This window comes from Phenylobacterium zucineum HLK1, from assembly GCF_000017265.1.
GTDB lineage: Bacteria > Pseudomonadota > Alphaproteobacteria > Caulobacterales > Caulobacteraceae > Phenylobacterium > Phenylobacterium zucineum.
Genome location: NC_011144.1, coordinates 3,384,492 through 3,410,875 on the forward strand (window position 1 = coordinate 3,384,492; position 26,384 = coordinate 3,410,875).

Sequence of the window (26,384 nt, forward strand, 5' to 3'; positions counted from 1 at the left end):
GGCGCTCTACCATAAAGGAATCAAGCCCTCATGTGCGGCATCATCGGCATCGTCGGCGCGAGTCCCGTCCAGGATCGGCTGATCGAAAGCCTGAAGCGCCTGGAATACCGCGGCTACGACTCGGCCGGCGTGGCCGGCTTCACCAAGGACGGCGTCCAGAGGCGGCGCGCCTCCGGCAAGCTGAAGAACCTCGAGGAGGTGCTGGCGGCCCAGCCGCTGGAGGCGGTCGTCGGCATCGGCCACACCCGCTGGGCCACCCACGGTCCGCCGACCGAAGGCAACGCCCACCCGCACCACGCGGGGCGCGTGACCCTGGTCCACAACGGCATCATCGAGAACTTCGCCGAGCTGAAGGCCAGGCTGCAGGCCGAGGGCCGGACGTTCGACACCGACACCGACACCGAGGTCGTGGCCCAGCTGCTGGACCGCGAGCTGGCGTCCGGTAAGGCGCCGATCGACGCCTTCAAGGCGACCCTGGACCAGGTGCGGGGCGCCTTCGCCCTGGTGATCATGGTGGAGGGCGAGGAGGGCCTGCTGCTGGGCGCCCGCCGCGGCCCGCCCCTCGTCGTCGGCTACGGCCAGGGCGAGATGTTCCTGGGCTCGGACGCCCTGGCGGTCGGCCCGTTCACCAACCGCGTCGCCTACCTCGAGGACGGCGACTACGTGGCCCTCAGCCGCGACAAGGCGCAGATCTTCGACGAGGACGGCAAGCCGGTGGAGCGGCCGGTGCAGGTCGTGCCCCAGTCCCCGGCGCTCATGGAGAAGGGCAACTACCGCCACTTCATGGAGAAGGAGATCCACGACCAGCCCGAGGGCTGCCAGCGGACCATCGCGGCCTATGTGGACATGGTCGCCGGCGCCACCACCTTCGAGGGCGTGGACCTGGCCGGCGTCGAGCGGATCCAGGTCGTCGGCTGCGGCACGGCCTATCTGGCGGGCCTGGTCGGCAAGTACCTGATCGAGCCCCTGGCCGACCTGCCGGTGGACGTCGATGTCGCCTCCGAGTTCCGCTACCGGCAGCCGGCGCTGCGGGAGAACACCCTGACGATCGCCATCTCGCAGTCGGGCGAGACGGCCGACACGCTGGCGGCCCTGCGCTACTGCAAGGACAAGGGCCTGCAGACCGCCGTCGTGGTCAACGCCCAGGGCTCCACCATGGCCCGCGAGGCCGACGTGGTGTGGCCGATCTACTGCGGCCCCGAGATCGGGGTGGCCTCCACCAAGGCCTTCACCGCCCAGGTGAGCGTGCTGACCGCCCTGGCGGTCGCGGCCGCCCGCGCCCGCGGCAGGATCGACGCGGCCGAGGAGAAGCGGCTGGTCGGCGTGCTGGTCGAGGCGCCGCGGCTGATCGCCGAGTCCATCAACCTGGAAGAGGCGGTGCAGGGGATCGCCCACGAGGTGTCGAAGGCGCGCGACGTCCTCTACCTGGGCCGGGGGCCGATGTACCCGCTGGCCCTGGAAGGGGCGCTGAAGCTGAAGGAGATCAGCTACATCCACGCCGAGGGCTACGCCGCCGGCGAGCTGAAACACGGCCCCATCGCCCTGGTCGACGAGGAGACGCCGATCGTCATCCTCGCCCCCTACGACAGCTATTTCGAGAAGTCGGCCTCGAACATGAGCGAGGTGATGGCCCGCGGCGGCCAGGTGGTGTTCATCACCGACCCCGAGGGCGAACGCCATGCGCCGGCAGGGGCGAAGGTGGTCGTCACCGCGCCGCGCTGCGATCCGCTGATCGCCCCGCTGGTGATGTCCGCCCCGATCCAGCTCCTGGCCTACCAGGTGGCGGTGCAGAAGGGCGCGGACGTGGACCAGCCCCGCAATCTCGCCAAGTCGGTGACGGTGGAATAGCCCGCAAAGCAAAACGGCCGCCCCGAGGGGCGGCCGTTCCAGTCTTTCGACCTGGCAGAAGTCTTACTTCTGCTCGGGCGTCGCAGCAGCGTCGGCCGGCGGGGCCGCAGCGGCGTCGGCGGCCGGAGCGGCAGCGCCGTCAGCGGCCGGAGCCGTGGCGTCGGCAGCCGGAGCGGCGGCGTCGGCCGGAGCGGCTTCCATGGCCGGGGCCTCGGCGGCCGGCGCCGGGGCTTCTTCGGTCTTTTGTTGGCAGGCGGCCAGGCCCAGGGCCATGACGCCGGCGGCGGCGACGGTCAGAATGCGAAGCTTCATTGAGTTGGCTCCCCTGAGGGTGAATCCCCCGACGCCTCCACCGTACACAACTTCTCGTGATCGCAAAATCGTGATCGTCGACAAGTCGTGGAATTTTGTCGCCCCGCCTGTGGATTTCGTCCCGGCCCTCCTCTAGTGCGGCCAGGACGCTGGCGGCGGGATCGCTCGGCGGGGAAGCGCGTTTGAGACCCGCCTGAATGGCGGAGCTTCGGCGAGGGGCCGGGGCCTTCGGAGGGGATGAATGACGAAGCGCGTGCGCAAGGCCGTCCTGCCCGTGGCGGGACTGGGAACCCGGGTGCTGCCCGGAGCGAAGACCACTCCCAAGAACCTGCTGAACGTCGTGGACCGGCCGATCCTGTCCTACATCGTCGAGGAGGCGCGGGCGGCCGGCATCGAGCACATCGTCTTCATCGTCGGCCGCGGCCAGGGCGCCATCGAGGACTATTTCGACGCCAGTCCCGAGATCGAGCAGGCGCTGGAGGCCAAGGGCAAGACCGACATCCTGGCCGAGGTGCGCCGCGACCTGCCCCAGCCCGGCCAGATGAGCTTCGTGCGCCAGATGGCGCCCCTGGGCCTGGGGCACGCCGTCTGGTGCGCCAGGGACGTGATCGGCGACGAGCCCTTCGCCGTCATGCTGCCCGACATGCTGATGGCCGCCGAGCCCGGCGCGCTGGCGCAGGCGGTGGCGGCCTACGAGAGGGTCGGCGGCAACATCGTGGTGGTCGAGCCCGCCCCCGAGGGCGAGGCGCACAAGTACGGGATCGTCGCCCTGCAGGGCCAGGACGGCCGGCTGAACCGGATGACCGGCATGGTCGAGAAGCCGAAGCCGGGGACCGAGCCCTCGAACCTGTTCATCTCGGGCCGCTACATCCTGCAGCCCGAGATCTTCGAGATCCTGGAGACCCAGGAGCGCGGCGCGGGCGGCGAGATCCAACTCACCGACGGCATGGCGAACCTGATGAAGGTCCAGGACTTCCACGCCCTGGAGTACGAGGGGACCACCTACGACTGCGGCGACAAGATCGGCCTGCTGCGCGCCAACGTGGCCTTCGCCCTGATGCGTCCCGAGCTGAAGGACGCCGCCCGCAAGGCGATCGAGGCGCTGCTCTGACGCCTGATCCGCGCTTGGCCCGCCGCGGCGCGGGCGCAGGACTTTGCCAAACCCCGCCGGTGCGCTAGCCCTAGCGGCGGGGCGGGGCTCTCGGGACTGGGAGCGACGATGCGGGTACTGATCCTTGGCGGGGACGGCTTCTGCGGATGGCCGACCGCGCTGCACCTTTCGGCGCGGGGCCACGAGGTGGCCGTGGTGGACAACGGGTCGCGGCGCAGGATCGACGAGGAGTTGGGCGCCGGATCGCTGACGCCCATCGAGAGCCTGGAGGTCCGCGCCGACGCCTGGCGCGAGGTCTCGGGGCGCACGATCGAGACCCACGACCTGACCGTCGGCAAGGACTTCGAGGGGCTGCTCGAGCTGCTGGCGCGGTTCCGGCCCGACGCGATGGTCCACTTCGCCGAACAGCGCGCCGCGCCCTATTCGATGAAGTCGGCCAGGCACAAGCGCTACACCGTCGACAACAACCTGAACGCCACCCACGACGTGCTGGCGGCCATCGTCGAGAGCGGCCAGGACATCCACCTGGCGCACCTGGGGACCATGGGAGTCTACGGCTACGGCACGGCCGGCGTCGCCATACCCGAGGGCTATCTGACGGTGCAGGTGGAGGGCGCCGACGGCTGGATTCCCAAGGAGATCCTCTATCCGCCCAATCCGGGCTCGATCTACCACATGACGAAGACGCAGGACGCCCTGCTCTTCCAGTTCTACGCCAAGAACGACGGTCTTCGGATCACCGACCTGCACCAGGGCATCGTTTGGGGCACCCAGACGGCCGAGACGCGGATGGACCCCCGGCTGATCAACCGCTTCGACTACGACGGCGACTACGGGACGGTGCTGAACCGGTTCCTGATGCAGGCGGCGGTCGGCTATCCGCTCACCGTCCACGGCGCGGGCGGCCAGACGCGGGCGTTCATCAACATCCAGGACACGGTGCGCTGCGTGGAGCTGGCCCTGCTCCATCCGCCGGCCCGCGGCGACCGCGTCAAGGTGATGAACCAGATGACCGAATGCTGGCGGGTCCGGGACCTGGCGCAGATGGTCGCCCGCCTCACCGGCGCCCAGGTGGCCCACCTGCCGAACCCGCGCGCCGAGGCCGACGAGAACGAGCTCTGCGTCGAGAACAAGCGCCTGCTGGGCTACGGGCTCGAGCCGATCACGCTGGAGGAGGGGCTGCTGCTGGAGGCGGCCGAGATCGCGCGGGCCTACGCCGACCGCGCGGACCTGTCGAAGATCCCCTGCGTCTCGGCCTGGAACGCCGAGCGGGCGCAGGCGCTGGCGGCCGGCCAGTCCCGCGTCGCCGCGGAGTAGCGGTTGCGGCTGTTCGTCTTCGGCTACGGCTTCTCGGGCGCGGCGCTGGCGCGACGCCTGAAGGCCAGGGGCTGGGACGTTGCGGCCAGCTACCGCACGAGCCCCGAGCCTCTGGAGGCCGACGGCGTGCGCCCCGTCCATGTGGAGGACCGAAAGGGGCTGGCCGAGGCGCTGTCGACGACCCGGGCGCTGCTGGCGACCGCCCCGCCGCAGGCGGACGGCTGCCCGGCGCTGAACGCCCTCGTGCCCGCTCTGGCCAGCGCCGGCGCCTTCCCGGACTGGACCGGCTATCTCTCAACCACCGGGGTCTACGGCGACCGGCGCGGCCGCTGGGTGACCGAGAAGAGCCGCCTCGCCGCCCAATCGGTGGAAGGCGCCCGGCGGGTGCGGGCCGAGCGCGACTGGCTGGACGCCGGCCGCGGCATGGGCCTGACGATCGCCGTCTTCCGCCTGCCCGGCATCTACGGCCCCCGCCGCTCGGCCTTCGACCGCCTGCGCGAGGGCCGCGCCCGGCGCATCGCGGCGCCCGGCCAGGTGTTCTCGCGGATTCACGTGGACGACCTGGCCGCGGGGCTGGAGGCCTCGATCGACAGGCCGCGGGCGGGCGGGATCTACAACCTGTGCGACGACGAGCCGGCGCCGAACTCGGACGTGGTGGCCTATGCGGCGGGCCTGCTGGGCCTGCCGGTCCCGCCGGAGGTGTCGCTGGAGGAGGCCCGGCTGCCGCCGGCGGCCCTGCGCTTCTACGCCGAGAGCAAAAGGGTCTCGAACGCCCTGGCCAAGGCCGAGCTGGGCTGGCGGCCGGCCTATCCGACCTACCGCGAGGGCCTCAGGGCGATCCTGTCGGCGGATGGCTAGCCGCGGGACTGGGACGGGGGGCCGACATCAGGATCCCGGCCAGGATCAGCACCAGGCCGGCCGCGTGGTGCAGGCGGAAGCTCTCGCCCAGCAGCAGGACGGCCAGGACGGCCCCGAAGAGCGGCTGGACGTGCAGGTACTGGCTGGCCCGGGCCGCGCCCGAGAGCTCCACCCCGCGGTTGTAGAAGAGGTAGGACAGGAACGAGGGGAACACCGCGACGTAGGCGATCCCCGCCAGGCTCTCGGGAGAGACGACGATGCGCCGGCCGGCGGCGATCTCGATCAGGTACAGCGGCGCCAGCAGCACCAGGGCGATCGCGAAGGTGGCGAAGAGCAGGCTGAGCGCGTGCACCTGCGGCCGCCGGCGCAGGACCAGCGAATAGATCGCGTAGAACACGACGCCGACCAGGATCAGGCCGTCGCCGGGATTGAGGCCCAGGTGCAGCAGGTCCCATGGCCGGCCGCGGGTGACCACCGCGAGGACCCCGACCAGCGAGAGCGCCACGCCCGCGACCTGCCAGCGCCCGACCCGGTCGCCCAGGCCCAGCCAGCCGAACAGCATCACGAGCGGCGGGATGGCCGCCTGCATCACCACGCTGTTCAGGGCCGTGGTGGTCTGCAGGCCGTAGTAGAGCAGCACCCCGAAGGTCGCCACGCCCAGGGCCGACAGGGCCGCCAGCGTGCGCCAGCGGCGCTTCAGCTCGGGCAGGTCGCGCTTCAGGTGCGGCCAGGCGAGCGGCGTGACCAGCACCAACGCCAGGGCCCAGCGCCAGAACGACAGCGCCACGGGCGGGACCTCGCCCGCCAGCGCCCGGCCGGCGATGGAGTTGCCCGCCCAGAACAGGACCGTCAGGCACAGGAGCAGCGGCGCATTGCGCCAGAGGGCGGCGGGGCTCAGGACACGGCCTCGTCCACGGCGGCCAGCAGGCGCGCGATGTCCTGCGGCCGCGACAGCCGGTGGTCGCCGTCGCGGACCAGGGTGAAGACCACGTCGGGGCCCTTGAGCGCCTGGGCGAGCTGCAGGGCGTGGGCCCAGGGCACGTCGGGGTCCTCCCCGCCCTGGAGGATGCGCACCGGCGCGGCGATGGGGACCTCCTGGGCTTCCAGGATGCTCCAGCGGGCGCCGTCCTCGAGCAGGGCGCGGGTGATCGGATAGGGCTCGCCGTACTCGGACGGCCGCAGCCAGACCCCGTCGCGGGCGAGGTCGGCGAGGCCCTCGGGCGGAATCTCGGGCTTCATCAGCTTCTCGGTGAAGTCGGGCGCGGGGGCCACGAGCACCATGGCCTTCACCCGGGCCGGCGCGGCCATGGCCGCCAGGCAGGCGATCCAGCCGCCCATGGACGAGCCGACCAGCACGGCCTCGCCGTCCACCAGCGCGTCCAGCACCGCCAGGGCGTCCTCGCGCCAGCGGGTGATCGTGCCGTCGCGGAAGTCGCCCGAGGACTCGCCGTGCCCGAAGTAGTCGAAGCGCACATAGGCGCGCCCTCGCGCCAGGGCCCAGTCGGCGAGGGCCTGCGCCTTCGTGCCCGCCATGTCCGACTTGAAGCCGCCCAGCCAGACCACCGTCGGGCCGCGCCCGTCCACCTTCCGCCAGGCCAGCCGCGCACCGCCGGGACGCTCCAGAAATCCGCTGCGTTCGCTCATGGCCGCCTCTTAGCGCGCCGCAGGGTTTACGCGCCATGGTTTCAGGCTATCAGAGGGGCGTGGCCCTCCCCCCGGACTTCACCCTGCTGCAGGTCATCCCGGAGCTCGAGACCGGCGGCGCCGAGCAGAGCACGATCGACATCGCCCAGGCGGTGGTCCGCGCCGGCGGCGTGGCTCTGGTGGCGGCGCGCGGCGGGCGGATGACCTCGCGCCTGCAAGCCGACGGCGGGCGCCTGGCGCAGATGCCGGTGCAGACCAAGAACCCGCTGGTGATGCTGGGCAACGCCGCCCGCCTCGTGGCCCTGATCCGCCAGGAGAAGGTCAGCATCGTCCACGCCCGAAGCCGCGCGCCCGCCTTCTCGGCGCTGTGGGCGGCGCACGCCACGGGCACGCCGTTCGTGGCCACCTACCACGGGGTCTACAAGGCCCGCAGCGGGCTGAAGCGCTGGTACAACGCGGTGATGACCCGCGGCGACCTCGTGATCGCCAATTCGGACTACACCCGCGAGCACATCCTGGCCGAGCACGGGATCGACCCGGCCAAGGTGGTCACCATCCCGCGGGGGGTGGACTTCGACCGCTTCAACCCCTCGTTCGTGACCGCGAACCGGATCGAGGACCTGCGCGCCGCCTGGGGGATCGCGCCCGGCGATACGCGCACCAAGATCCTGCTGGCGGGCCGGCTCACCCGCATCAAGGGCCACCTGACGGTCATCGAGGCGGCGCGGCGGCTGGCGGCGGAGGGGCGGCGCGACTTCCTCATCCTGTTCGCCGGGGACGACCAGGGCCGCACGGGCTATTCCGAGGAGCTCGCCCAGGCGATCGCCGCCGCCGGTCTTCAGGAGGCCGTAAGGATCGTCGGGCACTGTGATGACATGCCGGCCGCCTACCTGCTCGCCGATTTCGCCCTGTTGCCGACCACCGTGCCGGAATCGTTCGGCCGCGCCGCCGTGGAGCCCCAGGCCATGGGCCGGCCGGTGATCGCCTCCAACCACGGCGGCGTGACCGAGACGGTGCTGGACGGGGTCACCGGCTGGCTGGTCCCGCCGCAGGACGCCGAAGGCTGGGCCGCGGCGCTGGGCCGGGCCATCGACATCGGCCCCGGCAAGCGGGGCGAGATGGGCCAGGCCGGCCAGAAGCGGGCGCGGCAGCTCTATTCGGCCGAGGCCATGTGCGCGGCCACCCTGGCCGCCTACGAACGCGTGCTGGAGGCGCGCCGGGGATGACGCGGCGGGTCGAACGGATCCTGGTGATCAAGCTCTCGGCGCTGGGCGACTTCGTCCTGGCCCTGGCGGCCATGAAGAAGATCCGCGAGGCGCACCCGAAGGCGCACATCACGCTGCTGACCACCCCGCCCTTCGAGGCGCTGGCGAAGTCCTGCCCCTACTTCAACGCCGTGGACGTAGGCGGGCGGCCCGAGGGTTTCCCCGAGTGGATGGCGCTGCGCAAGCGGCTGAGGGCCGCCGGCTTCTCGCGGGTCTACGACCTGCAGACCTCCAGCCAGTCGAACCGGATCTTCCAGATCCTGCGGCCGAACCCGCCGGCCTGGTCGGGAATCGCCTTCGGCTGCTCGCTGCCGCACAGGAACCCCCTGCGCGACCAGATGCACACCCTGGAGCGGCAGGCCGACCAGCTGATGTACGCCGGGATCTGGCCCGACGCGCCGACCGAGCCCGGAACCGCGCCGCCGCCCGACCTGTCGTGGATCCTGAAGCAGGCGCCGGCCGAACGCCCGGTGCCGGGCGGGGTGAAGCCCCGGCCCTACGTGATGTTCGTGCCCGGCGGCTCGGCCCACCGGATGGAGAAGCGCTGGCCGCTGGAGCGGTACTCCGAACTCGCCCGCATCCTCTATTCGCGCGGCTTCGACATCGTGATCATCGGCGGGCCGCAGGAGACCTCGCTCGCCCACGCCATCCAGCGCCAGACGCCCAGGGCCCGGGACCTGACCGGCCGGACGGACTTCGCGCGGATCGCGGTCCTGGCCTCGCGCGCGGCGCTGGCGGTCGGCAACGACACCGGCCCGCTGCACCTGGCCGCCGCGGCCGGGGCGCCCGCCATCGTCATCTTCGGCAAGACCTCGGACCCCAGCCTGTCGGCGCCGCGGGGCCGGGTGGCCATCCTCCAGTCGGACGACCTGACCGACCTGACTGTGGCCCAGGTGGCGCAGGCGGCCAATTCTCTCGCCCCGGCGCCCCCCGCGCGACCTTGATACGGAAGTAGTCCTTCGTCATATACTGACCGTTACGTCCGGAGCGCTTGTCGCGCGCCGGCGTTTTTGCGTTTCAACAACCCACGGAGCACTGCCTATTCGCCGCCCCATGCAAGCGCCGCCCGTCAAAGAAGGGCCGCGCATGAACGAAGATATCCGCGTTCCCCGCGTCCTCCTCATCGACCAGCACGGTGAGAAGCAGGGCGTGATGCCGACCTCCGCCGCCATCGAGGCCGCCGAAGAGGCGGGGCTCGATCTGGTCGAGATCGTCCCCAACGCGGATCCGCCCGTCTGCAAGATCCTGGACTACGGCAAGTTCAAGTTCCAGGAACAGAAGAAGAAGAACGAGGCGCGCAAGAAGCAGAAGGTGGTGGAGCTCAAGGAGATCAAGCTCCGTCCGAACATCGACCAGCACGACTACGAGGTGAAGGCCCGGTCGATGCACCGGTTCTTCGAGGAAGGCGACAAGGTGAAGATCACCCTGCGCTTCCGCGGCCGCGAACTGGCCCACCCTGAGCTCGGCATGAAGCTGCTGCAGAAGGTAAAGGTCGACTTCGAAGAGGTCGCCAAGGTCGAGTACGAGCCCCGCATGGAGGGCCGTCAGATGATCATGATCCTGGCGCCGCGGTGAGGCGGAAGGCTTGATCCGCCGGACCTACGGAATTTCGGGAGCGGCCGTCCTCTGGGCGGCCGCTTTCGCATGTCCCGCCGCCGCCCAGGGCCAAGCCCCGGAGCCCGGCAATGCGCCGGTGAAGCCCTTCCAGGTGGCCGACGGGGTCTGGTGGGTGGGCGCATCCGACGTCGCCGCCTACCTGATCCAGTCGAACAAGGGCCTGATCCTGATCGACGGCGGGTACGAGAGCACCGCACCGCAAATCCTCGACAACATCCGGCGGCTGGGCTTCGACCCGGCCGGCCAGGTGAAGATCATCCTGAACTCCCACGCCCACGTGGACCACGCCGGGGGCCTTTCGGCCCTGAAGGCGGCGACGGGCGCAAAGCTCTACGCCAGCGCCGAGGACGGCAGGCTGATGGCGCGCGGCGGCAAGGGCGACTTCTTCCTGGGCGACAAGTACGCCTATCCGCCGGTGAAACCCGACCGCACGCTGCGCGACGGCCAGAAGGTGAAGCTGGGCGAGCGGACGCTCACCGCGCGCCTGACGCCGGGCCACACCCGCGGCTGCACCACCTGGACCTTCCCGGTGACGGTCGCCGGCGTCGAGCGCCAGGCGATGATCCTGTGCTCGAACACCGTCCTGCCGGGCTACAGGCTGACGGGCCAGGAGAGCTATCCCGGCATCGCGGCAGACTTCGAGAAGAGCTACGCGGTGTGGCGGCAGGCGCCGTGCGAGGTGTTCCTCGCCAGCCACGCCATGTTCTTTCGGGCGCACGAGAAGGCGAAGTCGGGCCGCCCCGACGCATTCATGGACCCCGAGGGCTGCCGCGCCTTCTTCGAAAAGGGCTACGCCGGCTTCAAGGCGATCCTGTCCCGCCAGCAGCAGGCCGCCGACCGCTGAACCTGCGGCTTTCGCGCCACAACCGCAGGGCGTCGTCGGCGCCCGGCGTTGCCGCAGGGTGAGGCGCAGCTTACCTGCGCCCCATGTCCGACCTCGCGCCCGGGGAGGCGACGCCGCCCTCCGGCGCGACGCCCGTCCCTTCCGATTCCGCCGCCGCGCCGGCCACGCCCAGAAGCGAGGCCGAGGAGCGCCGCGCGCTGATCGTCCTCCTGACGGTCATCTTCCTGATGATCGCGGGCTTCGGCCTGGTCATCCCGCTGCTGCCGTTCTTCGCCCAGGCGTTCGACGCCCCGGCCTGGCAGGTGACGCTGCTGTTCTCGGCGTTCTCGCTGGGCCAGTTCATCGGCGAGCCCTTCTGGGGAAAGCTGTCGGACCGGATCGGCCGGCGGCCGGTGCTGATCGTCACCATCTCGATGGTCGGCCTCAGCTACGCGGCCCTGGCCTTCGCGCCGAACATCCTGTGGGCCTTCGGGCTGCGGTTCCTCACCGGCGTCTTCGCCGGCAACATCTCCACCCTGCAGGGGGCGCTGGCCGACATCACCCCGCCCGAGAAGCGCGCCCAGCGCATGGGGATCATGGGGGCGGCCTTCAGCGCCGGCTTCATGACCGGCCCGGCCATCGGCGGCCTGCTGGCCCAGCCCAGCCGCGGCACCCTGGGCTTCCAGCTGCCGCTGCTGGTGGCCGCCGGCTTCGCCTTGGCCTCGGCCCTGGCCGTGGTGCTGCTGGTGCGCGAGAGCCGGCCCGAGGGACCGCCGGCGCTCCGCGGGCCCAAGCCCGCCCGCGTCCGCGACGCCTTCGCCCATCCGGTGATCAGCCGGGTGGTGATGATCAGCTTCATCGTGGTGGTGGGCTTCGCCGGGATCGAGGCGACCTACGGCCTGTGGACCGAGGCCCGCTTCGGCTGGGGCCCCAGGCAGATCGGCCTGGCGTTCATGGTGATCGGCAGCCTGGGCGCGGTCTGCCAGGGCTGGCTCTCGGGCCGACTGGCGCGCGCCTACGGCGAGGCCTGGACGCTGTCGGCCGGCCTGGTGCTGATGGGACTGGGGCTGGTCGTGCAGTGGGTCTCGCCGACCTGGCACGTGGCGATGGCCGGCTTTGCGCTGGTCTGCGTCGGCCAGTCGATCTGCTTCCCGAACGTGGCGGCGCTGATCTCGCAGTCCTCCCCGCCGCACCGGCAGGGCGAGATGCTGGGGCTGAACATGAGCGGCATGGCGCTGGCCCGCATCGGCGGCCCGGTGCTGGCGGGCCAGCTGTTCTCGGCGGTCTCGCCCGGCTCGCCCTTCGCGTTCTCGGCGCTGATGGTGCTGCCGGCGCTGTGGTTCGCGCTGCAGGTCCGCGGCAAGGTGCAGCGCCTGGCCTAGGGCACGGCGGGAGCCTGTCCCGCCGTGCCCCTGGTCTTCGTCAGACGCGGATGTCCAGGACGCCGCCCTTACGGGAATCCTTGATGGACTCGGCGGCCACGGCCGTGGCGGTCAGCTCGTTGACCTTCTCGGCGCTCTTCTCGGCGGCCTTGTCGGCCTTCTCGGAAGCGGCCGCCTTGGCGCGGCTGTTGTCGGCGGCGGGCGCGTAGAGCTGCGACGCCGCGGCCGACGAAACGGGGGAAATGCTAGACATTCTGGTCTCCAGCGACCGCTTCGCGGCCGATGGCGCCCGAAATAGAGCGTCTCGGATAACCCTGGTTTAAGTTACGGGGTGAATCCCGGGAAAGCATAACGCGGGTCTGCGAAGCGCCGCCGGCTTGCCTTTCGCGCCCCTTTCCCGTATTAGCCCGCCCCTTCGGAACCGCCTGGCCCCAAGGCATGCCATGGCGGTTCATCAACACGACCAGAGGACGGGGTTTACGAACTCCGAGTGAAATGCCGAAACTGAAGACCAAGTCGGGCGTGAAAAAGCGCTTCAAGATGACGGCGACCGGCAAGCTGAAGGCCGGCGTGGCCGGCAAGCGCCACCGCCTCATCAGCCACAACGGCAAGTACATCCGTCAGAACCGCGGGACCAAGGTGATGAGCGAGGCCGACGCCAAGATCATCAAGTCCTGGCTCCCCTACGGCCTCTAAGGAGAACTGACAGATGGCTCGCGTGAAACGGGGCGTTGTCGCCCACGCCAAGCACAAGAAGGTTCTCGAGCAGGCCAAGGGCTTCTACGGGCGCCGCAAGAACACCATCCGCGCGGCCAAGGCCGCCGTGGACAAGGCCGGCCAGTACGCCTACCGCGACCGCAAGGTCCGCAAGCGCAACTTCCGTTCGCTGTGGATCCAGCGGATCAACGCCGCGGCGCGCCTGGAAGGCTTCACCTATTCCCGATTTATCTTCGGCCTTGAGAAGGCCGGGATCGAGATGGACCGCAAGGTGCTTGCGGACATCGCCGGGAACGACCCCGCCGGCTTCAAGGCCATCGCCGACAAGGTTCGCGCCGCGCTGGCTTGAGGTCGCCTGGATCGTTCGATCCTGACGCTTTTGAAGAGCCCTCCGGCGCAGCCGCCGGAGGGCTTTTTCGTGGCCCTCTTCACCCCGTGAAGACGTAAGGCTAGGACACCCGTCCCATGACAGACCTCACCCAACTCCAGGCCGGCCTCATCGGCCGGATCGAGGCCGCCGCCGACGTGGCCGCCCTCGAGGCGATCCGCGTCGAGGCGCTCGGCAAGTCCGGCTCGATCTCGGAAATGCTCAAGGGCCTGGGCAAGATGAGCCCCGACGAGCGCCGCGAGCAGGGCCCGAAGATCAACGGCCTGCGCGATGCGGTGGCCACCGCCATCGCCGAGAAGAAGGCGGCGCTCGAGGCCGCCGAGCTGGACCGCAAGCTCGCCGCTGAGCGGGTGGACCTGACCCTGCCGCCGCCGCCCGAGCGCCGCGGCCGCGTCCATCCGACCATGCAGGTCCTGGACGAGATGATCGCCGTCTTCGCCGAGATGGGCTTCGGCCTCGCGGAAGGCCCAGACATCGAGGACGACTTCCACAACTTCACCGCCCTGAACTTCCCGCCCAAGCATCCGGCGCGGGAGATGCACGACACCTTCTGGCTGCCGCAGAACGAGGCCGGCGAGCGCAAGCTGCTGCGCACCCACACCAGCCCCGTGCAGGTGCGGGTGATGCGCGGCACGAACGAGAAGCTGCCCGCCTGGATCGCCAACGGCCAGGCGCCGCCGATCCGCGTGATCGTGCCGGGCCGGGTCTACCGCTCGGATTCGGACGCCACCCACACGCCCATGTTCCACCAGCTGGAAGGGCTGGTGATCGACCGGAACATCCACATGGGCCACCTGAAGTGGACGCTGGAGACCTTCACCCGCCGGTTCTTCGAGGCCGAGGGCGTGGTGACCCGCTTCCGGCCGCACCACTTCCCGTTCACCGAGCCGTCCTGCGAGATGGACGTGCAGTGCGACCGCTCGGGCGGGTCGGTGAAGATCGGCCAGGGCAGCGACTGGCTGGAGATCCTGGGCGGCGGGATGGTGCATCCCAACGTGCTGAGGAACTGCGGCCTGGATCCCGACGAATGGCAGGGCTTCGCCTTCGGCCTCGGCGTCGATCGCCTGGGGATGCTGAAGTACGGCATGCCCGACCTGCGCGACATGTTCGGGTCCGACGTGCGCTGGCTGGAGCACTGGGGCTTCTCGGCCTTCCAGGCGCCGAACCCGGCCACCGGCCTCAGCTAAGGGAGAGACGCACATGAAGTTCACCCTCTCCTGGCTGAAGGAGCACCTGGAGACCGACGCCACGGTCGAGCAGGTCGTCGAAGCCATGACCATGGCGGGGCTCGAGGTGGAGTCCGTCGAGGACCCGGCCGCCAAGCTCGCCAAGTTCACGGTCGCCAAGATCGTCGAGGCCGTGCAGCACCCCAACGCCGACAAGCTGCGGGTCTGCCAGGTCGACACCAAGGACGGCCGGCTGGAGATCGTCTGCGGCGCGCCGAACGCGCGGGCGGGCCTGACCACCATCTACGCCCCGATCGGCGCCTATGTGCCAGGCAGCGGCATCACCCTGGAGCCGCGGCCGGTGCGGGGCGTCGTCTCCAACGGCATGCTCTGCTCGGCCAAGGAGCTGGAGGTGGCCGAGGAGTCCGACGGCATCGTCGAACTGCCCGAGGCCCTGCCGGTGGGCGCGAGCGCGGCCGAGGCGTTCGGTCTGGAGGCGGTGATCGACTTCGAGGTCACGCCGAACCGTCCCGACTGGCTGGGCGTGCGCGGCATCGCGCGCGACCTGGCGGCGGCGGGCCTGGGCAAGCTGAAGCCCGAGACCGTCCCGCAGGTGAAGGGGAGCTTCCCCTGCCCGGTGGAGATCCGGGTGGACGGGACCGCCTGCCCGGTGTTCGGCGGCCGGCTGATCCGCGGCGTGAAGAACGGCCCCTCGCCCGAGTGGCTGCAGAAGCGCTTGGCCAGCGTCGGCCTGCGCCCCATCAACGCCCTCGTGGACATCACCAACTTCATCACCCACGACCGCGCCCGGCCGCTGCACGTCTACGACCGCGCCCTGATGGTCGGCGACGTGATCGAGGCGCGCCTCGGCAAAGGCCCGGCCGAGCCCAGCGCGACCGACGCGGCGAGCCCGGCCGCCCACAAGGACGAGCAGCTGATCGCCCTCGACGGCAAGACCTACGACCTGACGCCGGAGATGAGCATCATCGCCGACGCCGACGGCCAGCGCCCGATCGGCCTGGGCGGCGTCATGGGCGGGGAGTCCACCGGCTGCTCCGAGACGACCACCGACGTCTTCGTCGAGTGCGCCTGGTTCGATCCGATCGTCACGGCCCAGACCGGCCGGATCACGGGGATCAATTCGGACGCGCAGTACCGCTTCGCCCGCGGGGTCGACCCGCAGTCGGTGGTCCCGGGGCTCGAGCTCGCCACGGCGATGATCCTGGAGCTGTGCGGCGGCGAGGCGTCCGAGATCCGGCTGGCGGGCGAGGCCCCCGCCCCGCCCGCGCCGATCGCCTTCGACCGCGCCTACGTCAAGAAGCTGGCGGGCCTGGACCTTCCGGCCCAGCGCATCGACGCCATCCTGACGGACCTCGGCTTCGAGGTCGCGGGGAACGCGGTCACGCCGCCCAGCTGGCGCCGCGACGTGGAGGGCAAGGCCGACCTCGTCGAGGAGGTGGCCCGCATCGCCGGCTACGACAACCTGCCGACCGAGCCCCTGCCCGAGGTCGCAACACCGGCCGGCGGGGTGCTGACCCTGCGCCAGCGCCGCCTGCGCGACGCGCGGCGCAGCCTGGCGGCGCGCGGCTACTCCGAGGCGATCACCTGGAGCTTCATGCGCCGGGCCTTCGCCGAGCTGTTCGGCGGCGGCCAGGCCGAGCTCGTGCTGGCCAATCCCATCGCCTCCGATCTCGACTGCATGCGCCCCTCGGCGCTGGGCAACCTGATCGAGGCGGCGGCGCGCAACGCCCGCCGGGGCTTCCCCGACGCGGCGCTGTTCGAGGCCGGGCCGAACTTCCGCGGCGACGCCCCCGGCGACCAGTGGACGGCGGTGACCGCCCTCGTGGCGCCGCATGCGCCCAAGTCGTGGACCAAGACCGCGCCCGATCCGCTGTTCGCGCTGAAGGCCGACCTCATCGCCCTGCTGGACGAGCTGGGCGCGCCCCAGCTGCAGGTGGTCCAGGGCCAGAACAGCCCCTGGTGGCACCCCGGCCGCTCGGCCCGGCTGCAGCTCGGACCCAAAGTGGTGGTGGCGGAGTTCGGCGAACTGCACCCGCAGGTGCTGAAGGCGCTCGACGCCGAGGGTCCCATGCTGGCCTTCGAGGTGAACCTCGACGCCATCCCCGAGCCGAAGAAGAAGGGCCTCAAGACCCGGGCCGCCCTGGAGCTCTCGCCCCTGATGCCGCTGAAGCGCGACTTCGCCTTCGTGGTGTCGGCGGACACGCCCGCCGGCGACCTCGTCCGCCCGATCCTGGGGGCCGACAAGCAGCTGATCGCCGACGTGCGGGTGTTCGACGTCTACCAGGGCCCGGGCGTGCCCGAGGGGCAGAAGTCGGTGGCGATCGAGGTCACCGTCCAGCCGCGGGAGAAGACCCTCACCGACGCCGAGATCGAGGCCCTGTCGGCCCGGATCGTGGCGGCGGCCGAGAAGGCCGCGGGAGCGAAGCTGAGGGGCTAGCCCCACGTCCGGCGGCTGGGTTTGCGCGAGGGCGGCCCAGCCGCTAACTAGCCGCCATGCCCAAGCTTCCCGAGACGATCCGCAAGCCCGCCGCCGAGCGCTGGCTGGAGACCGGCCTGTTCCGCGCCCGCTGGCTGATGGCCCCGTTCTACGTGGGCCTGGTGATCGCCCTGGGCGCCCTGCTGGTGGTCTTCGTCAACGAGGCCTGGCACGAGCTCTCGCACCTGACGTCCATGTCGCCCGAAGAGGCGATCCTGATGGTGCTGGCGCTGATCGACCTGTCGCTGGCCGGCAACCTGCTGCTGATCGTGATCTTCTCGGGCTACGAGAACTTCGTCTCGAAGATCGACACGGGCGACGACGAGGACCGGCCGGGGTGGATGGGCACGGTGGACTTCTCGGGCCTGAAGATGAAGCTGATCGCCTCGATCGTGGCGATCAGCGCCATCGCGCTGCTGCGGTCGTTCATGCAGCTCTCCGAGGGCGCGGAGATCTCGGACCGCACCCTCGGCTGGCTGGTGGGCATCCACCTGACGTTCGTCGTCTCGGGCGTGCTGCTGGCCCTGATGGACTGGCTGGCGTCCAAGACGGACAAGCACTGAACGTCCTCACCGCTGGGCAGCGAGGACTGGGCAAGCACTGAGCGGCCTCACCGCCTGGGCGGCGAGGCGCCAGGTCAGAACGGCAGGACGTGCCGTTTGCGGCTGTAGGAGAGATAGCCCACGTTGGCGCCCAGGCGCAGGCCGACGCCAGCGCGGATCGGGGCCAGGGTGACGCCGCCGGCCTTCTGGTAGTTCACGCCCAGGCCGCCGACCAGGTAGGCCGAGCCCTCCACGCCCGGGAACCGCTGGAAGATCACCTCGGGCTCCCAGAGGTTGTAGCAGAGCGTGAAGACGCGCGAGGCGTTGCCGCCGAAGTCCCAGCCGGCGCTCGGCCCCTGCCAGAACACCTCCATCGGCTGGCGGTCCTTCATGTAGAGCAGGCCGCGGCCGTAGCGGGCGCCGAGGATGAACGAGCCCGAGCCCTCCTCGCCGGCGATGTAGGCGGTGGGGCGGCCGTTGTTGGCGAACAGCTTCTCGACCACGCCGCCGGCCGTCTCGGCGGTGACGCCCATGAAGTCGGAGACGCCGCGGACGATCTCGTCCTGGCTGTAGGTCTTGTCCTCGTTGCCGGCCGAATAGGTCGGCTGCGGCGGCACGGGCGTCGGCGGCCCCTGCGTGGCGGCCTCCTGCGCCCGCACGAGTCCGGGCGCAGCGAGGGGCGCGGCGAGGCTGGTCACCCCGGCGATGATGAGCGTGCGGCGGTCCATTGGGCGGCTTGCCTCCTTGAAGTTGCCAGCTCCCCGTCCCTTGGGCTCTCTGTGCGGCGCGTCAGTTTAATGGCGGATTAACCACCTTCGACGTGGCGCGACGCCGCGCGTCCTCGCGCGCTGCGCGGAATGTGCTAGACGCACGCGCGACATGACCACTCCGCTCGACAAGATCCGCAACTTCTCGATCGTGGCGCACATCGACCACGGCAAATCGACCCTGTCAGACCGCCTGATCCAGGAGACGGGCGCCCTGACCGCGCGCGAGATGTCCGAGCAGGTGCTGGACAACATGGAGATCGAGCGCGAGCGCGGGATCACCATCAAGGCCCAGACCGTGCGGCTGCACTACAAGGCCGACGACGGGGAGACCTACGTCCTCAACCTGATGGACACTCCCGGCCACGTGGACTTCGCCTATGAGGTCAGCCGCTCGCTGGCCGCCTGCGAAGGCTCGATCCTGGTGGTCGACGCGTCCCAGGGCGTCGAGGCCCAGACCCTGGCCAACGTCTACCAGGCGATCGACAACAACCACGAGATCGTGCCGGTCCTGAACAAGATCGACCTGCCGGCCGCCGAGCCCGACCGGGTGCGCCAGCAGATCGAGGACGTCATCGGCCTGGACGCCTCGGACGCGGTGGAATGCTCGGCCAAGTCCGGCGTCGGCATCCACGACGTGCTGGAGGCCATCGTCACCCGCCTGCCGCCGCCCAAGGGCGACCGGGACGCGCCCCTGAAGGCCCTGCTGGTCGACGCCTGGTACGACCAGTACCTGGGCGTGGTCGTGCTGGTCCGGGTCTTCGACGGGACCCTGAAGGTCGGCCAGAAGGTCAAGATGATGCAGACCGGGGCCGAGTATCAGATCGACCGCCTCGGCGTGTTCCGGCCCAAGCAGACCGAGATGCCCGAGCTGGGGCCGGGCGAGGTCGGCTTCATCACCGCCTCGATCAAGGAAGTCGCCCACGCCGCCGTCGGCGACACCATCACCGACCTGCGCAAGCCGACCGACAAGCCCCTGCCGGGCTTCCGCGAGGTGCAGCCGGTGGTGTTCTGCGGCCTCTTCCCCGTGGACGCAGCCGACTTCGAGGACCTGCGCGCCGCCATCGGCCGCCTGCGCCTGAACGACGCCAGCTTCACCTACGAGATGGAGACCAGCGCGGCGCTCGGCTTCGGCTTCCGCTGCGGGTTCCTGGGCCTGCTGCACCTGGAGATCATCCAGGAGCGGCTCTCCCGCGAGTTCGATCTCGACCTGATCGCCACCGCGCCGTCGGTCGTCTACCGCGTGAAGCTGACGAACGGCGAGGAGATCGAGCTGCACAACCCGGCCGACCTGCCCGATCCGGTGAAGATCGACAGCATCGCCGAGCCGTGGATCAAGGCGACCATCTTCACGCCCGACGAGTACCTGGGCGCCATCATCAAGCTGTGCCAGGACCGCCGCGGCGAGCAGCGCGAGCTGTCCTACGTCGGCGCCCGGGCCATGGTGGTCTACGACCTGCCGCTGAACGAGGTGGTGTTCGACTTCTACGACCGGCTGAAGTCGATCTCGAAGGGCTACGCCAGCTTCGACTACCAGGTGGAAGGCTACCGGGTGGGCGACCTCGTGAAGATGTCGATCCTGGTCAACGCCGAGCCGGTGGACGCCCTGTCCATGCTCGTCCACCGCGACCGCGCCGAGAGCCGCGGCCGGGGCATGGTCGAGAAGATGAAGGAGCTGATCCCGCCGCACATGTTCCAGATCCCGATCCAGGCGGCGATCGGCGGGCGGATCATTGCGCGCGAGACCGTGCGCGCCCTCCGCAAGGACGTGACCGCCAAGTGCTACGGCGGCGACATCACCCGCAAGCGCAAGCTCCTCGAGAAGCAGAAGGAGGGCAAGAAGCGCATGCGCCAGTTCGGCAAGGTGGAGATCCCGCAGGAGGCGTTCATCGCCGCCCTGAAGATGGACGCGGACTGACCGCAGAGGTCAGCCGCGGCCCGGATCAGATCTGGTTGTATTCCCCGCAGCGGCACTTCACGACCACGTCCCGCAGCTCGGACTGTTCGGGACCGGCGAGGATGAGCTCGTTGCACGCCCCGCAGCGGTAGGCCGCGGTCCCCTCCGCCGTATCGACGACCTCCTGGGCCATCATCACGGTGCGGCGGCCGACGAACAGGCCGGGGAAGGTACGCATGGGAACGGCGAGCACGGGTTACTCCTGTACGCAGGGGCTGCGACTTCGCATCGCACAATGATCCTGGCAAGCCTTCGTTGCAGCGCAGCGACAGGCTTCTTGAAAGTTTCACGAAGGCGCCGCCTTTCCGGTCAGCGGCGGACCGGCGGAACGGCCTTCCACAGCCACAGGACCAGGGCGAACAGCGCCAGGTACAGCGCCGTGAAGACCCACATCGGCAGGTCCCAGTAGATCAGGCCGTTGACGAGGCGCATGATCATCGGGTCCTCGGCCCCGCCGCCGGTCAGGCCGTCCTGCCAGAAAGTCAGGAAGCAGGCGCGGCCCAGGACGGCCTGGACGGCCACCACGACCCAGGAGGCGACGTGCAGCGCCCGCCACCAGCGTATGCGCGCCCAGGTCCAGCCCAGCCGCGCGCCGAGCGGTATTGCGAAAAGGCCCACGACGTTGAAGGCGATGACCGCCAGATGCAGGGCGAGGACCAGCTGGCCGAGGGCGGCGTTCATGCCACGAGCCTAAGCCCCATGCGTTGAACCGCCATGCGTTTCCTGTGCGACGAGATGCTCGTGCGCCTGGCCCGGCTGCTCCGGGCGGCGGGATACGACACCTACCTGGCCACGGACGGCGAGGCGGACGCCGCGCTGCTCCGGCTGGCCCGCGACGAGGGCCGCATCCTCCTCACCCGCGACAAGCGGCTGGCGGCCGCGGCGCCCGAGTCGGTGCTGGTGGAGGGCCGCGGCGCGATGGCCGAGGCCGAGAGCCTGTCGCGCGCGGTCGTCCTGGACTGGAACTTCGCCCCCTTCACCCGCTGCGTCATGGACAACGCCCGGCTGCGCCAAGCCTCGCTGGACGAGATCGACCGCATGCCCGAAAGCGCCCGGGCGGGCCGCGGCCCGTTCCGCGCCTGTCCGGCCTGCGGGCGGCTCTACTGGCCGGGCAGCCACGTGCGGCGGATGGGCGAGCGGCTGGAGGGACTTTCCAACGGCGCCCCATTGCCGCCGCAAGCTTGACTAGAGAAGCGGCGTCCCGGACCTAGGGACAGACATTTCCGAGGAGCTCGCCATGCGCAAACTGATCGTGCTCGCCGCCGCCGCGTCCGCGCTGCTGGTCGGCGCCTGCAACACCGTCTCGGGCCTGGGCCGCGACGCCGAGGCCGTGGGTCGGGCCGTCACCGGCGCGGCGGAAGACGTCAAGCGCTGACGGAACCGGGCGGGCCTCCCGCGGTTCGGGTCTCGACACCGAACGAAGGAGGCCCCGATGTCCACGTCCAAGCACCCCGCCCCCGGCGAGGCCCAGCCGCCCCGCGACGACCTCGAGGACGATCCGGGCATCGGCGCCTCGCGCGGGACGACGATGGCCGGCGAGGATCCGCACATCCTGCGCGAGGAGGGCGAGAACACCGAGGAAGGCGACGTGGGCGAGGACGCCGACGCGACCGGCGCGCCGAAGCCGCGGGACACCTACCGCACCAACCCATAGCGGCGGTCGCGAAATAGCTGCGGCGGAACGCCCTCGCCTCTTTCGCCGCAGCTCCCGAAAGCGCATATGGCGGGCCCATGACCGAGATCGTCCACCCGCTGCTGCGCTCGATCGGCCGCGGCCTGCGCCACAAGTGCCCTTCGTGCGGCGATGCTCCGCTGTTCCGGCGCTACCTGAAGGTGAACGAGGCCTGCCCCGCCTGCGAGCACCGGCTGGCGCAGTACCCGGCCGACGACGGTCCGGCCTATGTGACGATCCTGCTGACCGGCCACCTGATCATCGCCCCGCTCCTGCTGTTCCCCATCGTCTGGGAATCCGATCCGATCTACTCGGTGCCGATCATTCTGGGGTCCCTCACGATCCTGATGCTCGCGGCCCTGCCGCGCGTGAAGGGGGGCTGGATCGGCCTGATGTACGCCCTGGGGGTCAACGACCAGGACGCGCGCCTGCACACCGCCGACGCCGCGGACTAGGCGCCGGCGCCGATTGGGGCGCGGTTCTCCGGAACCTCGACTGTGGCGCGCACGTTGGCAGCAACGGCGCAGGTCGGGGACAGCACGAGGAGAGCTGAATGTCCCTTGGCACCATCCTGATCATCATCCTGATCCTGCTCCTGATCGGCGCGCTGCCGAGCTGGGGCTACTCGCGCGGCTGGGGCTATTTCCCGAGCGGCGGCCTGGGTCTGGTGCTGGTGATCGTCATCATCCTGGTCTTGTTGGGACGGATCTGACGTCGCGGCCCTTGGCGCAGGCCGCGCAACACCCCGCGCGCCGTCAGGCGAAGTGGGCCCGGTTCGCCGCCCGGACGGCGCGCTCTTTCACAGTTTGAGCGCGCTCGGACGCAAAACCGGTTCCCACTTTTGCTGAGCGCGCTCTAGCATCCGCCCCCAAAGCCAAGTTGGGGGGAGATGCATGACGGCCACGGAAACCGGGGCTGACAGCCAGGCGCCGGCCGCGCTGACGACCGCGGGGCTGACGCCGCTGCAGAGGGCGAAGGCGATCGTCGGCGGCTCGGCCGGCAACCTCGTCGAATGGTACGACTGGTTCGCCTACTCCTCCTTCGCCCTCTACTTCGCCCCGCACTTCTTCCCAGAGGGCGACACCACCGCCCAGTTGCTGCAGACCGCCGCCATCTTCGCGGTGGGCTTCTTCGCCCGGCCGCTCGGCGCGTGGCTGATGGGGCTCTACGCCGACTGGAAAGGCCGGCGCGCCGCCCTGGCCGTCAGCGTCGGCATGATGTGCGCCGGGGCCTTCGCCATCGCCATCCTGCCCGACGCGCGGCAGATCGGGGCCCTGGCGCCGGTGGGCCTGCTGGCCGCCCGCATCCTGCAGGGCCTGTCGGTGGGCGGCGAGTACGGCGCCAGCGCCACCTACATGTCCGAGATGGCCGGCCGCGCCCGCCGCGGCTTCTGGGCCAGCTTCCAGTACGTGACCCTGATCGCCGGCCAACTCCTGGCGCTGGGCGTGCTCGTGCTGCTGCAGAACGTGATGGACCCGGCGGTGCTCGAGGACTGGGGCTGGCGCATCCCGTTCGTCATCGGCGGCCTCCTGGCCGTGGTGGTCTTCTGGATCCGCGCCGGCATGGACGAGAGCCCGTCCTACGAGGCCGCCAAGGCCGAAGGCGCCGAGCGCGCGCGGACCATGATGCTGTTCGCCCGCTTCCCGCGCGAGAGCGCCATCATCTTCGTGCTGACGGCGGCGGGCTCCTTGGCCTTCTACGCCTACACCACGTACATGCAGAAGTTCCTGGTCAACACCGCCGGCTTCGACAAGAGCGCGGCGACGGCCGTCACCGCCGTGGCCCTGGTGGTCTACATGGGCTGCCAGCCGCTGTTCGGATGGCTGTCGGACAAGCTGGGCCGCAAGACCACGATCGCCTTCGCCTTCGCCGGAGGCGCGCTCGCCACCTATCCCGTGATGTCGGCCCTGGCCGGCGGCCCCAGCCAGGGCGAGGCCCTGGCGCTGGTCACCCTGCTGCTGGTGGTGCTGTCGGGCTACACGGCGGTCAGCGGCCTGGTGAAGGCCGAGCTCTTCCCGGCGCACGTGCGGGCCCTGGGCGTCGCCCTGCCCTATGCCCTGGCCAACGCCCTGTTCGGCGGCACGGCCGAGTACGTCGCGCTCTGGTTCAAGGACGTGGGGGCGGAAAGCGGATTCTACGTCTATGTCTCGGGGATGATGGCGGCCGGCTTCCTGGTGGCCGTCCGCCTGCGCAACACCAACGTGCACAGCCTGATCCGGGAGGACTGACGTGGATGGCCTGAACGTCGCCGCCTTCGGGGTCTTCGTCCTGGCCTGGCTGTTCTACGAGCCGGTCCTGACCCTGGTGGCCAAGAAGCGCGGCGGGGTGCTGAACACTGACATGACCGTCATCCGCAACGCCTGGATGACCAACATGACCGGCCGCGACCCGCGGCTGATGGACGGCCAGCTCCTGGGGCACGCGCTCAACTCGGCCTCGTTCTTCGCCTCGTCCAACCTGCTGCTGATCGCGGCGGCCGCCGGCGCCCTGTTCGGCGGCGAGAACACCTTCCGCTCGGTCTCGGCCCTGGAGGTGATCCGCACCTCCTCGCGCATGCTGTTCGAGCTGCAGCTGGCGCTGGTGCTGATCGCCCTGGCCCGCGGCCTGCTCGACTTCATCTGGGCGATCCGCCAGATCAACTACTGCATCGCCGCCGTGGGCGCGGTGCCCGACCCGCTCGAGGACCAGGAGCAGCGCAAGGCCTACGGCCAGGCGATCGCGCGCCTGCTGAACCCGGCGCTGTCGTCGTTCAACGCCGGCGTGCGCGGCTACTACTTCGCCCTGGCGGCCGCGGCCTGGCTGTTCGGCCCCTGGGCCTTCATGGCCGCCACGGTGGGCGCCATCGGCCTCTTGTTCTGGCGCCAGCGCCATTCGCCCGCGGCGGCCGCGATCCGCGACCTGCGCGAGATGCTGGAGCGTTAGATCAGGCTAGGTCAGGTCAGGCCGAGCTCGGCGCGGACGGCCCGGGTCAGCTTGGCGGCGATCAGGCCGTGGGAGGTCGCGATCCAGTCCGCGAGGTCGGCCTCATCCACGTCGGCGAGGTTGACGCTCACCCACTGGCCCTTGGCGAGATAGGGCGCCTGCCGCGCCGGCCCGCCCTCGGTCAGGGCCACGAAGCCGATCTCGGTGACCTTGAACGAGACCGCCTCGTCGCCGCAGATGGCGAACACCTTGCCGCCCACCTTGTAGACGTCGTGGCCGCCCCACTGGACCACGTGGGTGGCCGCGGGCAGGCCCAGGGCCGTCCGCGCCACGGTCTCGTGCGTCGGCGCCCCCACCGACCCGGCCCCTAGGCTTCGACGCCGACGCCGATCGGGCAGGTCACGCCCGTGCCGCCGATGCCGCAGTAGCCGTGCGGGTTCTTGGCCAGGTACTGCTGATGGTAGTCCTCGGCGAAGAAGAACGGGCCAGCCGGGGCGATCTCGGTGGTGATGCGCTCGAAGCCCTGGCGCGCCAGCGCCTGCTGGTAGGCCTCGCGCGAGGCCTCCGCCGCCTGGGCCTGGGCGTCGTTCGCCACATAGATCCCCGAGCGGTACTGGGTGCCGATGTCGTTGCCCTGGCGCATGCCCTGGGTCGGGTCGTGGTTCTCCCAGAACACCTTCAGCAGGTCCTGGTAGCCGACGACCTTGGGATCGTAGACCACCATCACCGCCTCGGCGTGGCCGGTGCGGCCCGAGCAGACCTCCTCGTAGGTCGGATTGGGCGTGATCCCGTTCTGGTAGCCGGCGGCGGTCGCCCAGACGCCGGGGACCTGCCAGAACTTGCGCTCCACGCCCCAGAAGCAGCCCATCGCGAAATAGGCGATCTCGGCGCCTTCCGGGTAGGGCCCCTTCAGCGGATGGCCGTTCACGAAGTGGGTCTCGGCGGTGGGGATGGCGTTCGGCCGCCCGGGCAGCGCCTCCTCGGGGGTCGGCAGATCGAGGGACTTCTTGGCGAACAGCATCGGCGCCTCCGGGCGGGTGTGGGCTGGCGTCGTAAAATAGGGTGCGGCCGCGGCTTTTGCACGCGGCCGGAGCCCGCCTCCACGCGCCGCTTGCCCCCCGGGGCATCCTGACTATATTCGCGCCCTCTCCGCCGCAGGCCTCCCGGGGCCGCGGACGTGGGGTGAGGTGGCCGAGTGGTTGAAGGCGCACGCCTGGAACGCGTGTATAGGTGAAAGCCTATCGAGGGTTCGAATCCCTCTCTCACCGCCACTCAGGCGGTCGTGTTCGTCTCTTTCGGACGCTGAACCGCCAAGCTGCGGAAACTCCGGGGCCCGTCATCCTCGCCTAATGTGCATTCCGGGAAGGAAGAGAGCGGAGTCATTTGTTCTCTCTTTGTTCTTGCCTCCCGTTGGAGCATCTGTCACGCTGCCGGAGCGTCGATCAGTGCGCCACGCCACCCGCTCTTGAGCGGACAAGGCGTCAAACCAAGAGCCACGCACTCCACAGCTCAATAGCAGCGCCAAGCCACACGAAAGCTCGCGCATGCCTTCGTTCAAGGAGAGCAAGATGGCCTATGG

Annotated in this window: 31 protein-coding genes and 1 tRNA gene; 23 read left to right on the plus strand and 9 right to left on the minus strand. The window is 70.3% G+C overall.

Annotated elements, in window-relative coordinates; genetic code table 11:
• Positions 1-30: 30 nt before the first annotated feature.
• Positions 31-1,848 (plus strand): glutamine--fructose-6-phosphate transaminase (isomerizing), encoded by a 1,818-nt coding sequence (gene glmS, locus PHZ_RS16440; protein WP_012523510.1) that lies wholly within the window; start codon positions 31-33, stop codon positions 1,846-1,848.
• A gap of 63 nt (positions 1,849-1,911) precedes the next feature.
• On the opposite strand, the gene PHZ_RS16445 is transcribed toward glmS, so the two are convergent.
• The gene (locus tag PHZ_RS16445) at positions 1,912-2,160 is read right to left on the minus strand and encodes a hypothetical protein (RefSeq protein WP_012523511.1); all 249 of its coding nucleotides are present in this window, start codon (positions 2,158-2,160) and stop codon (positions 1,912-1,914) included.
• Between the two features lie 241 nt (positions 2,161-2,401).
• Here PHZ_RS16445 and PHZ_RS16450 point away from each other — a divergent pair, with 241 nt between their 5' ends.
• The 3 genes from PHZ_RS16450 (at position 2,402) to PHZ_RS16460 (ending at position 5,446) form a co-directional block, all read left to right on the plus strand.
• A complete protein-coding gene (locus PHZ_RS16450; RefSeq protein ID WP_012523512.1) occupies positions 2,402-3,271 on the plus strand; it encodes a UTP--glucose-1-phosphate uridylyltransferase in 870 nt (289 codons plus the stop codon).
• 108 nt (positions 3,272-3,379) lie between these two features.
• Entirely contained in the window at positions 3,380-4,588 is a 1,209-nt protein-coding gene (locus PHZ_RS16455) for an NAD-dependent epimerase/dehydratase family protein (protein WP_012523513.1), read from the plus strand.
• A gap of 3 nt (positions 4,589-4,591) precedes the next feature.
• The gene (locus PHZ_RS16460) at positions 4,592-5,446 is read left to right on the plus strand and encodes an SDR family oxidoreductase (RefSeq protein WP_012523514.1); all 855 of its coding nucleotides are present in this window, start codon (positions 4,592-4,594) and stop codon (positions 5,444-5,446) included.
• Here PHZ_RS16460 and PHZ_RS16465 read toward each other — a convergent pair.
• Positions 5,418-6,344, minus strand: a complete 927-nt coding sequence (locus PHZ_RS16465) for a DMT family transporter (protein WP_041374332.1) — start codon at positions 6,342-6,344, stop codon at positions 5,418-5,420. The two genes, PHZ_RS16460 and PHZ_RS16465, sit on opposite strands and share 29 nt — an antisense overlap.
• Entirely contained in the window at positions 6,341-7,090 is a 750-nt protein-coding gene (locus PHZ_RS16470; protein WP_012523516.1) for an alpha/beta fold hydrolase, read from the minus strand. The genes PHZ_RS16465 and PHZ_RS16470 overlap by 4 nt, the downstream gene beginning before the upstream one ends.
• A gap of 59 nt (positions 7,091-7,149) precedes the next feature.
• Between PHZ_RS16470 and PHZ_RS16475 the strand changes: the two genes are divergently transcribed.
• The 5 genes from PHZ_RS16475 to PHZ_RS16495 all read left to right on the plus strand — a co-directional run bounded on the left by PHZ_RS16475 (position 7,150) and on the right by PHZ_RS16495 (position 12,177).
• The gene (locus PHZ_RS16475; RefSeq protein WP_236611847.1) at positions 7,150-8,316 is read left to right on the plus strand and encodes a glycosyltransferase family 4 protein; all 1,167 of its coding nucleotides are present in this window, start codon (positions 7,150-7,152) and stop codon (positions 8,314-8,316) included.
• Positions 8,313-9,299: a glycosyltransferase family 9 protein gene (locus PHZ_RS16480; protein ID WP_012523518.1), complete on the plus strand. Its 987-nt coding sequence runs from the start codon at positions 8,313-8,315 to the stop codon at positions 9,297-9,299. Before PHZ_RS16475 ends, PHZ_RS16480 begins: the two co-directional genes overlap by 4 nt.
• A 109-nt stretch (positions 9,300-9,408) precedes the next feature.
• Positions 9,409-9,930 (plus strand): translation initiation factor IF-3, encoded by a 522-nt coding sequence (infC, locus tag PHZ_RS16485; RefSeq protein ID WP_012523519.1) that lies wholly within the window; start codon positions 9,409-9,411, stop codon positions 9,928-9,930.
• Positions 9,931-9,940: 10 nt separating this feature from the next.
• Positions 9,941-10,816, plus strand: a complete 876-nt coding sequence (gene bla / locus PHZ_RS16490) for a subclass B3 metallo-beta-lactamase (protein ID WP_012523520.1) — start codon at positions 9,941-9,943, stop codon at positions 10,814-10,816.
• A gap of 83 nt (positions 10,817-10,899) precedes the next feature.
• Positions 10,900-12,177, plus strand: coding sequence for an MFS transporter (locus tag PHZ_RS16495; RefSeq protein WP_083770977.1), 1,278 nt, complete (start codon positions 10,900-10,902; stop codon positions 12,175-12,177).
• Between the two features lie 40 nt (positions 12,178-12,217).
• On the opposite strand, the gene PHZ_RS16500 is transcribed toward PHZ_RS16495, so the two are convergent.
• Positions 12,218-12,430, minus strand: coding sequence for a hypothetical protein (locus PHZ_RS16500; protein WP_041373640.1), 213 nt, complete (start codon positions 12,428-12,430; stop codon positions 12,218-12,220).
• Between the two features lie 242 nt (positions 12,431-12,672).
• On the opposite strand from PHZ_RS16500, the gene rpmI reads away from it, so the two are divergent.
• The 5 genes from rpmI (at position 12,673) to PHZ_RS16525 (ending at position 17,508) form a co-directional block, all read left to right on the plus strand.
• Positions 12,673-12,873, plus strand: coding sequence for a 50S ribosomal protein L35 (rpmI, locus tag PHZ_RS16505; RefSeq protein WP_012523522.1), 201 nt, complete (start codon positions 12,673-12,675; stop codon positions 12,871-12,873).
• Between the two features lie 13 nt (positions 12,874-12,886).
• Complete coding sequence (rplT, locus tag PHZ_RS16510) at positions 12,887-13,243, plus strand: 50S ribosomal protein L20 (RefSeq protein WP_012523523.1); 357 nt, start codon at positions 12,887-12,889, stop codon at positions 13,241-13,243.
• 116 nt (positions 13,244-13,359) lie between these two features.
• Positions 13,360-14,469 carry a phenylalanine--tRNA ligase subunit alpha gene (gene pheS, locus PHZ_RS16515; protein ID WP_012523524.1) on the plus strand — a complete coding sequence of 370 codons (1,110 nt, stop codon included), beginning with the start codon at positions 13,360-13,362 and terminating at the stop codon, positions 14,467-14,469.
• Between the two features lie 13 nt (positions 14,470-14,482).
• A complete protein-coding gene (gene pheT / locus PHZ_RS16520) occupies positions 14,483-16,906 on the plus strand; it encodes a phenylalanine--tRNA ligase subunit beta (RefSeq protein WP_012523525.1) in 2,424 nt (807 codons plus the stop codon).
• A 56-nt stretch (positions 16,907-16,962) separates the two neighbouring features.
• Entirely contained in the window at positions 16,963-17,508 is a 546-nt protein-coding gene (locus tag PHZ_RS16525; RefSeq protein WP_012523526.1) for a TIGR00645 family protein, read from the plus strand.
• Positions 17,509-17,582: 74 nt separating this feature from the next.
• Here the strand turns inward: PHZ_RS16525 and PHZ_RS16530 are convergent, their stop codons facing one another.
• On the minus strand, positions 17,583-18,215 hold the full coding sequence (locus PHZ_RS16530; protein ID WP_012523527.1) for a DUF1134 domain-containing protein: 633 nt from the start codon (positions 18,213-18,215) through the stop codon (positions 17,583-17,585).
• 151 nt (positions 18,216-18,366) lie between these two features.
• Between PHZ_RS16530 and lepA the strand changes: the two genes are divergently transcribed.
• Positions 18,367-20,172 carry a translation elongation factor 4 gene (lepA, locus tag PHZ_RS16535; protein WP_012523528.1) on the plus strand — a complete coding sequence of 602 codons (1,806 nt, stop codon included), beginning with the start codon at positions 18,367-18,369 and terminating at the stop codon, positions 20,170-20,172.
• Between the two features lie 25 nt (positions 20,173-20,197).
• On the opposite strand, the gene PHZ_RS16540 is transcribed toward lepA, so the two are convergent.
• Together PHZ_RS16540 and PHZ_RS16545 are read right to left on the minus strand one after the other, a co-directional pair.
• Complete coding sequence (locus tag PHZ_RS16540) at positions 20,198-20,404, minus strand: hypothetical protein (RefSeq protein WP_148216896.1); 207 nt, start codon at positions 20,402-20,404, stop codon at positions 20,198-20,200.
• A gap of 116 nt (positions 20,405-20,520) precedes the next feature.
• Positions 20,521-20,892, minus strand: a complete 372-nt coding sequence (locus PHZ_RS16545) for a DUF2784 domain-containing protein (RefSeq protein ID WP_012523529.1) — start codon at positions 20,890-20,892, stop codon at positions 20,521-20,523.
• A 33-nt stretch (positions 20,893-20,925) separates the two neighbouring features.
• Here PHZ_RS16545 and PHZ_RS16550 point away from each other — a divergent pair, with 33 nt between their 5' ends.
• The 7 genes from PHZ_RS16550 to PHZ_RS16575 all read left to right on the plus strand — a co-directional run bounded on the left by PHZ_RS16550 (position 20,926) and on the right by PHZ_RS16575 (position 24,805).
• Positions 20,926-21,396, plus strand: coding sequence for a DUF5615 family PIN-like protein (locus tag PHZ_RS16550; protein ID WP_012523530.1), 471 nt, complete (start codon positions 20,926-20,928; stop codon positions 21,394-21,396).
• Between the two features lie 52 nt (positions 21,397-21,448).
• Complete coding sequence (locus PHZ_RS16555; protein WP_012523531.1) at positions 21,449-21,586, plus strand: entericidin A/B family lipoprotein; 138 nt, start codon at positions 21,449-21,451, stop codon at positions 21,584-21,586.
• A gap of 57 nt (positions 21,587-21,643) precedes the next feature.
• On the plus strand, positions 21,644-21,865 hold the full coding sequence (locus tag PHZ_RS16560; protein ID WP_012523532.1) for a hypothetical protein: 222 nt from the start codon (positions 21,644-21,646) through the stop codon (positions 21,863-21,865).
• Between the two features lie 77 nt (positions 21,866-21,942).
• Positions 21,943-22,338, plus strand: a complete 396-nt coding sequence (locus PHZ_RS16565) for a DUF983 domain-containing protein (RefSeq protein WP_012523533.1) — start codon at positions 21,943-21,945, stop codon at positions 22,336-22,338.
• A 98-nt stretch (positions 22,339-22,436) separates the two neighbouring features.
• On the plus strand, positions 22,437-22,595 hold the full coding sequence (locus PHZ_RS22250; RefSeq protein ID WP_012523534.1) for a DUF3309 family protein: 159 nt from the start codon (positions 22,437-22,439) through the stop codon (positions 22,593-22,595).
• Positions 22,596-22,776: 181 nt separating this feature from the next.
• Positions 22,777-24,111, plus strand: coding sequence for an MFS transporter (locus PHZ_RS16570; protein WP_012523535.1), 1,335 nt, complete (start codon positions 22,777-22,779; stop codon positions 24,109-24,111).
• 1 nt (position 24,112) lies between these two features.
• A complete protein-coding gene (locus PHZ_RS16575; protein ID WP_012523536.1) occupies positions 24,113-24,805 on the plus strand; it encodes a DUF599 domain-containing protein in 693 nt (230 codons plus the stop codon).
• Positions 24,806-24,816: 11 nt separating this feature from the next.
• Here the strand turns inward: PHZ_RS16575 and PHZ_RS16580 are convergent, their stop codons facing one another.
• Positions 24,817-25,161 (minus strand): MmcQ/YjbR family DNA-binding protein, encoded by a 345-nt coding sequence (locus tag PHZ_RS16580; protein ID WP_236611848.1) that lies wholly within the window; start codon positions 25,159-25,161, stop codon positions 24,817-24,819.
• Between the two features lie 11 nt (positions 25,162-25,172).
• Positions 25,173-25,826, minus strand: a complete 654-nt coding sequence (gene msrA / locus PHZ_RS16585) for a peptide-methionine (S)-S-oxide reductase MsrA (protein ID WP_012523538.1) — start codon at positions 25,824-25,826, stop codon at positions 25,173-25,175.
• 160 nt (positions 25,827-25,986) lie between these two features.
• Between msrA and PHZ_RS16590 the strand changes: the two genes are divergently transcribed.
• Positions 25,987-26,076: transfer RNA gene (locus tag PHZ_RS16590), tRNA-Ser, on the plus strand.
• The last annotated feature ends 308 nt before the right edge of the window (positions 26,077-26,384 follow it).